Below are 6,064 nucleotides of genomic sequence, written 5' to 3'. Positions count from 1 at the left end.
TCTCCGGAACCGAAGATCTGGGTTCGACTCCCAGCGGGAGCGCCAGTTTTTAGAAATTCTTACTTTGAATAATTTAATTTATTGAATAAAATTCTACCTATGAATCTTACTACCGTTGACCCCCTTTCTAAAAAGCTAGAATCCCATCAAGTGTTTACCAATTTGAATACACTTTCTGAGTTAAGGTTGTTTATGGAGCACCATGTATTTGCGGTTTGGGATTTTATGTCCCTTTTGAAAAAGCTTCAGGAGATTTACGTACCGCATGGTTCTCCTTGGGTTCCTAACCCGAATGGTAATGTGGTTCGCTTTATTAATGAAATCGTGATGGAAGAGGAGTCTGATCAATCTTATGGCAGTAAGGGAGAATCCTACAGTAGTCACTTTGAAATTTACTTAGAGGCGATGAGAGAAGTGGGAGCCTCCACAAATATTATCGATTCTTTTCTCGACCAAGTCCGTTCGGATGGAATTGAAAAAGCGTTAAATTTTAATCTTGTACCTGAACCATCCAGGGAATTTATGGGTTACACTTTTGATTTAATAAATCGAGGAAAGGGGCATGAAATAGGAGCTTCTTTCGCGATCGGTCGAGAGAGTATTGTGCCAATAATGTTTAAGCGCATACTTGAGAAGACAAATATATCCGCAGAAGAAGCGCCAGTGTTTCATTATTATCTTGAAAGGCATGCCCACTTAGATGGGGAACATCACGGGCCAATGGCACTCCGATTACTTGATGATTTATGTACAGACAGCGAACAAAAAGAAAAGGAGGTAATCCTTGAAGTCGAATCAAGTTTAGAGGCCAGAATAAAACTGTGGGACGGGGTATTATCTGCTACCCAAAATTAATCGTTTTCACCGCTTCTAGGCTAATTCAATTTCGATTGTAAATTCATCTCTTCCTCCAGGGGGAACATGACGAACTGTTTTATTTTCCGGAGAATTGGGAGGAGACATCCATGGTTCAACGCAATAATAAGGAGCTTTCTCTTGAGTCCATGTAACAAAGGTAAGACGTGAGCCACTTTCTGCACCGCCAACTTCGGAGATTTTAATGGGTTCTTCTTGATTGAGAAGAGATATTTCCGCCACCGGTTTTTTTAATTCGTAATAAACTCGATTAATCAAATTGGGATCTTCCATACTAGAAATTTCTTTGGATACGGGAATTTTCTTCATTGTTCCTCCGGTTTGGTATTGAAAGACTTGTTTTGCATCAATTTGAACTTGATGATCTTCCAGTCGTAAATCTTTGCGCCAAGGTATTTGAAAATATGGATGTAACCCGGCTGACCATGGAATTGGTTCACGACCTTCATTTTCTAGAACAAGGCTAATTTGCAGAGATAATTCAAGAAAATGATAAATCACCGTGAAAGTGAAATCAAAAGGATAGCATTCTCTTGTTGCATCGGACGGTTTAAGCTCAACTTCAAATCCGTGTTGATCCATCGAACGAACTCGAAAATCTGAGCTACGAGCAAAGCCATGCATGGGCATGGGGAGTGAGTTTTGCCCAGACCTCCAATGATCTTCATTACCGGCATCATAACATTTTCCTGCAAAGGGAAATAGAATGGGGATTCCTCCGTGGGTTTGTTCAAAGTTTGTTGAATTATTCTCTTCTGGCCAATGGATAATATCGCGAACGGAACCATCGCTCATATTAATGTGCCAGTTTAAAAGACGTGCTCCCTTTTCAGGTAAGGCAAGAAAAGTAGATGGGCCCACATCCCATCGCTTAATTTCTTGGTTTTGGTAAATAACACTTTCCATAAGATATCAATTGCCCGTTCTTTGAACTTAGTGCAATATATTTGTGTAAACAGCATAAGCTTTTTAAACTTTAGAATAATTCCATGCTTACATACCGAAAATTAATTACCTTTTGTTGTTTTGCGATCACATTCTCATGTTTGCTTGGGGTGGACTCAGAAGAAAGCCAACCTGAATGGTTAGAAACAAATTCTAGCACCCTTACTTCTGAAAAGATTGCTTTTCAAATTCCCATTCGGGATCAAATCGGATCTCCAATATTAGATATTTTGAGAAGAGGGCTTAAAAACGCGATTAAAGCAAATGCAGATATTGTAGTGATTGATATGGACACTCCGGGCGGCGAACTCGGGGTTACTCTTGAAATTATGCAGGAGATCATTGAATCGTTTGATCGATTTGATGGCCCAATCATTACTTATGTTAACAGGGAAGCAATTTCTGCAGGAGCTTACATTGCAATTGCTACCAATGAAATTGCCTTTGCCCCCTTTGCCCAGATCGGTGCTGCAGAAGCCGTGAGTGGAGGAGGAGCTGATATCGATTCATCCATGAAGAGGAAATTAAATTCGTATTTGAAAGCAAAAATTCGAAGTTACACTGGAAAATATAGGTATCGGTCACGAGTCATGGCCTCGATGATGGACTCGAATGAAACTCTTTTGATTGAAGGTGAGCGTCCACTTGCTGCCGATGGTTCTGTGATTCAAAAAGAGGGGGAGCTTCTAACATTGACTGCAGAAGAAGCAATTAAGGGATACGGCGACCCACTACAACCTCTTTTGGGGACCGGAATTTATGAAAGCATTGATAAATTATTAGATGAAAAGTGGGGCGAGGGAAAATACCGCTTAATTAAAATGGAAGTCAATTGGGCAGAGAATGTAGGCTTATGGCTTAATTCGGTTGGACCCATTATAATAGGAATTGGTTTACTGGGTTTATTTATAGAATTCAAGACACCCGGTTTCGGGTTTTTTGGGGTTGCTGGAATTATTTTTGTACTGATTTTCTTTGGCTCCAAATATGTCTCAGGCCTAGCGGGACAAGAAGAAATAATATTTTTTCTTATTGGAGTATCTTTGGTCGTGATAGAACTCTTTTTGTTTCCTGGGTTAATTTTCCCCGCTGTTTTAGGCACCTTTATGATCTTCGGGTCAATTTTATGGGCGATGGTCGACATTTGGCCCAACTCTGACTTTTCTTGGAACATTGAATTATTTCGACAACCACTCTTGGATCTTTTTCTGGCAATTGCGATTGCGCTCGGTTTAGGTCTACTCCTTTCCCGAATTCTGCCGCATACCTCGATATGGAATCAATTAATATTAGCGGAGACTGTGGGGAATTTGAGTGGGTCCAAAACAAATTCAATAGACAGTAAAGAAAAAATTAAAAATGGGAGTAGGGGCTGTTCAGTTTCCGAACTTTTCCCAACTGGACAAGTTGAGATTGGCGGAGTTCGTTACGATGCAAGATCTAGTCTAGGGAAGATCGAAAGGGGTGCTTCTGTAGAAGTAACCGGTTTTAATGATTATGAATTAACGGTGACAAAAATTAACTGATGGAATCTATTCTTACAGCTCTGTTATTTGGATACATATTAATTTTAGTAGAAGGTTTTTTGCCGGGAGGAATTTTGGGACTTGCAGGAGCATTTTGCGTCGGGTTAGCATCTTACTTCGCATATTTGGAATACGGTGGCTTGCTGGCACCTACGCTAACCTTCATATTAGGGGCATTTGGCGGTTTATTGATCGTATTTATAGAATTTAAATGGCTTTCCAAAAGTAGGCTGGGTAAAAACCTTTTTCTTTCCGGTTCTACTGATGGAATTAGCAATAAGGAATTACCGGGAGAGGAGATAATTGGACAAAAAGGAAAAACTTTAACAGAACACAAACCGGAAGGAATAACTTTGCTCAATCAGAAAAATTATGATGCCTTTTGCGAAGACGGTTTTTTACCGAAAGGAACATCAATTGTTGTAACCGGAAGAGATGACTTTCGCATTCGAATCAAACGATTTATTAACTAGTATTCAACTCACTTTCAAATTCACTCACAAAATAACTAATTTAACACAAATAATATTATGGCAGACATGATTATATGGATAGGAATCGGAATCGCTCTAATTGGCGGTCTTGTAATAGCACTGATAATGATTTCCTTTTTCAGTACCTGGCTGAAGGCACTTCTTGCAAAAGCTCCAGTTGGGTTTACAACCCTGCTTGCAATGCGCCTAAGGGGTGTACCTGTTGGGTTAATTGTCGATGCAAGAGTAACCGCGGTTAAGGCAAGTCTTCCCCTTACTACGGATCAACTTGAAGCCCACTACTTAGCAGAGGGAAATGTGGTTCAAACTGTTCAGTCGATTATTGCGGCATCGAAGGCAAATATCACTTTAAATTGGGATCGTGCCTGCGCAATTGATTTGGCAACCAGGGGAACTTCGAAATCGGTCTTGGAGGCTGTCAGAACTTCAATTAACCCCAAGGTAATTGATTGTGTGATCGAAGGTAGAGATACTATTGATGGCGTAGCGAAGGATGGCATTCAAGTAAAAGTGAGAGCTCGAGTAACCGTTCGAAGTAATTTAGATCGTTATGTTGGGAGTGCGCAGGAGGAGACTGTTATTGCTAGGGTTGGCGAGAGTATTGTATCCACAATAGGTTCTTCTGAAAATTATAAAGTAGTTTTGGAGAATCCAAACTCTATTACAGAAAAAGTACTGGATCGAGGCTTAGATCAAGGTACTGCTTTCGAGATATTATCAATTGATATTGCAGATGTGGATCTCGGGGAAAACCGAGGAGCTGCACTTCGTTCCTCGCAAGCTGCCGCAGATAAAGAGGTAGCCCAAGCACATGCTGAAATCCGTCGGGCGGCTGCTGTGGCATTAGAGCAAGAAAATGTGGCAAAAGTCCAGGAGATGCAGGCAAAACTTGTGGAAGCGGAAGCTCAAATACCGTTAGCAATGGCGGAAGCTTTTCGTAGTGGTAATTTAGGGGTTATGGATTACTATCGATTACGAAATGTGGAAGCTGATACTGACATGCGATCGAGTATTTCTAAGGATACAGACTAATTCCTAAAATATGCCTGATATTAACCTAGATACCCTATTTATCGTAGGGTTAATCTTGGCATCGTTGATCGGTAAGATTTTTAAGAAAAAAGAACCTGACGATTCGGTTGAAAAGAAAATTGATTCAGATACTTCACTTGAAGATGCCCTCAAGGATGCTTGGCAAAAAGTTACAAAGCAACCCGAAGAGAAAACGGAGACCGCCCCACCCCTTCCAACTGCACCTTCTCTCAAAATTACTGAAGTTGAAAAACCACCACTTCCTGTTATTTCTGCTTCTCCTGAAATAGAGTCAATTATTGACTCTACCCTGAACGATTCCATTTCAGGTTCTATTTGGGATTCTACTGAGAGTAAGGTTGAACCGAGAAAGCGAATCACCTACAAGAAACAACTTTCTTCAAAAGCATCCTTAAAAAGTGCCTTTGTGCTAAGGGAAATTCTAGACCAACCGGTTTCAATTAGGCGAGAGAATCAATAGCTTATTTCTTAGGCTTCTGCTTAGGTTTTACTGCCTGCATCGCAGTTTTCTTACTGTTAATACTAAGATTTAGTCCTTCCTGCATACAACGGTTGTTCCACTTGCAAGTTTGCTTAAATTTGCATGAGTTTTCGGTACATTTTATATTCGCATTCTTCTCAGTGTCCTTCATCAATAGAAAATAGAAAATATTGATTAAGAAAAAATTCAATCCTTATTCAGCAGAAGATGTTAGAGAAATTACCAAATCATTCCCTTACTTCGGAGGAAGATAGAGTGAAATATACAGATGGCTCGATTTCGGTTACAATTTGGTTTGACGAAGATAATTCAATATTTGCATTCGAGGTTATCTTTGACCTTTTAATGAATGAAGTAGCATTACTGTATTCCAAAAAAGCACCCTCAAGATTTGTCAATATTGATCATGGAATATCCAAGCCGGGTCGAACGGTTAAGCAATCCATTGGCACAGAGAGATTACAGATTACCCCCACTCGAGTGAATGAATTTAAAAGAGTTTCCGAAAGCCTGCCAGGCGATCACAGGGAATTCATACTGCAGGTTATGTATTCACTTGAAAGCCAAACATAAGGTCCTCTTTTGCTAAATGATCTAAGTTTGGGATCTCTATTTCGGAGCCATAGCACCCTAATTCAGAAAACCTCAAGTCATCTGCCATGGTCAGCACAATATTAGGTCTTTTGGCC

Annotated in this window: 8 protein-coding genes; 6 read left to right on the top strand and 2 right to left on the bottom strand. The window is 40.2% G+C overall.

Annotated features, from left to right (window positions below; genetic code table 11):
* Positions 1-99 precede the first annotated feature (99 nt).
* Complete coding sequence (locus tag ACKPQ5_RS02420; protein WP_407677498.1) at positions 100-855, top strand: DUF3050 domain-containing protein; 756 nt, start codon at positions 100-102, stop codon at positions 853-855.
* 15 nt (positions 856-870) lie between these two features.
* Here the strand turns inward: ACKPQ5_RS02420 and ACKPQ5_RS02415 are convergent, their stop codons facing one another.
* Positions 871-1,782: an aldose epimerase family protein gene (locus ACKPQ5_RS02415; protein WP_407677497.1), complete on the bottom strand. Its 912-nt coding sequence runs from the start codon at positions 1,780-1,782 to the stop codon at positions 871-873.
* A gap of 149 nt (positions 1,783-1,931) precedes the next feature.
* Between ACKPQ5_RS02415 and ACKPQ5_RS02410 the strand changes: the two genes are divergently transcribed.
* From ACKPQ5_RS02410 to ACKPQ5_RS02390, 5 genes are all read left to right on the top strand, one after another.
* The gene (locus ACKPQ5_RS02410; RefSeq protein ID WP_407677496.1) at positions 1,932-3,347 is read left to right on the top strand and encodes an NfeD family protein; all 1,416 of its coding nucleotides are present in this window, start codon (positions 1,932-1,934) and stop codon (positions 3,345-3,347) included.
* On the top strand, positions 3,347-3,820 hold the full coding sequence (locus ACKPQ5_RS02405; protein ID WP_407677495.1) for an NfeD family protein: 474 nt from the start codon (positions 3,347-3,349) through the stop codon (positions 3,818-3,820). The genes ACKPQ5_RS02410 and ACKPQ5_RS02405 overlap by 1 nt, the downstream gene beginning before the upstream one ends.
* A 66-nt stretch (positions 3,821-3,886) precedes the next feature.
* A complete protein-coding gene (gene floA / locus ACKPQ5_RS02400) occupies positions 3,887-4,873 on the top strand; it encodes a flotillin-like protein FloA (RefSeq protein ID WP_407677501.1) in 987 nt (328 codons plus the stop codon).
* 10 nt (positions 4,874-4,883) lie between these two features.
* Complete coding sequence (locus ACKPQ5_RS02395; RefSeq protein ID WP_407677494.1) at positions 4,884-5,354, top strand: hypothetical protein; 471 nt, start codon at positions 4,884-4,886, stop codon at positions 5,352-5,354.
* Between the two features lie 276 nt (positions 5,355-5,630).
* Positions 5,631-5,948: a hypothetical protein gene (locus ACKPQ5_RS02390; protein ID WP_407677493.1), complete on the top strand. Its 318-nt coding sequence runs from the start codon at positions 5,631-5,633 to the stop codon at positions 5,946-5,948.
* Here ACKPQ5_RS02390 and ACKPQ5_RS02385 read toward each other — a convergent pair.
* Positions 5,920-6,036 carry a hypothetical protein gene (locus ACKPQ5_RS02385; protein ID WP_407677500.1) on the bottom strand — a complete coding sequence of 39 codons (117 nt, stop codon included), beginning with the start codon at positions 6,034-6,036 and terminating at the stop codon, positions 5,920-5,922. The genes ACKPQ5_RS02390 and ACKPQ5_RS02385 overlap by 29 nt on opposite strands.
* Positions 6,037-6,064 lie beyond the last annotated feature (28 nt).

Origin of the sequence: Candidatus Seribacter sulfatis, from assembly GCF_964187635.1 — a bacterium.
GTDB lineage: Bacteria > Verrucomicrobiota > Verrucomicrobiia > Opitutales > Seribacteraceae > Seribacter > Seribacter sulfatis.
Note: the sequence above shows the minus strand (reverse complement) of the source record. Positions and strands in the feature narration are given on the sequence as shown.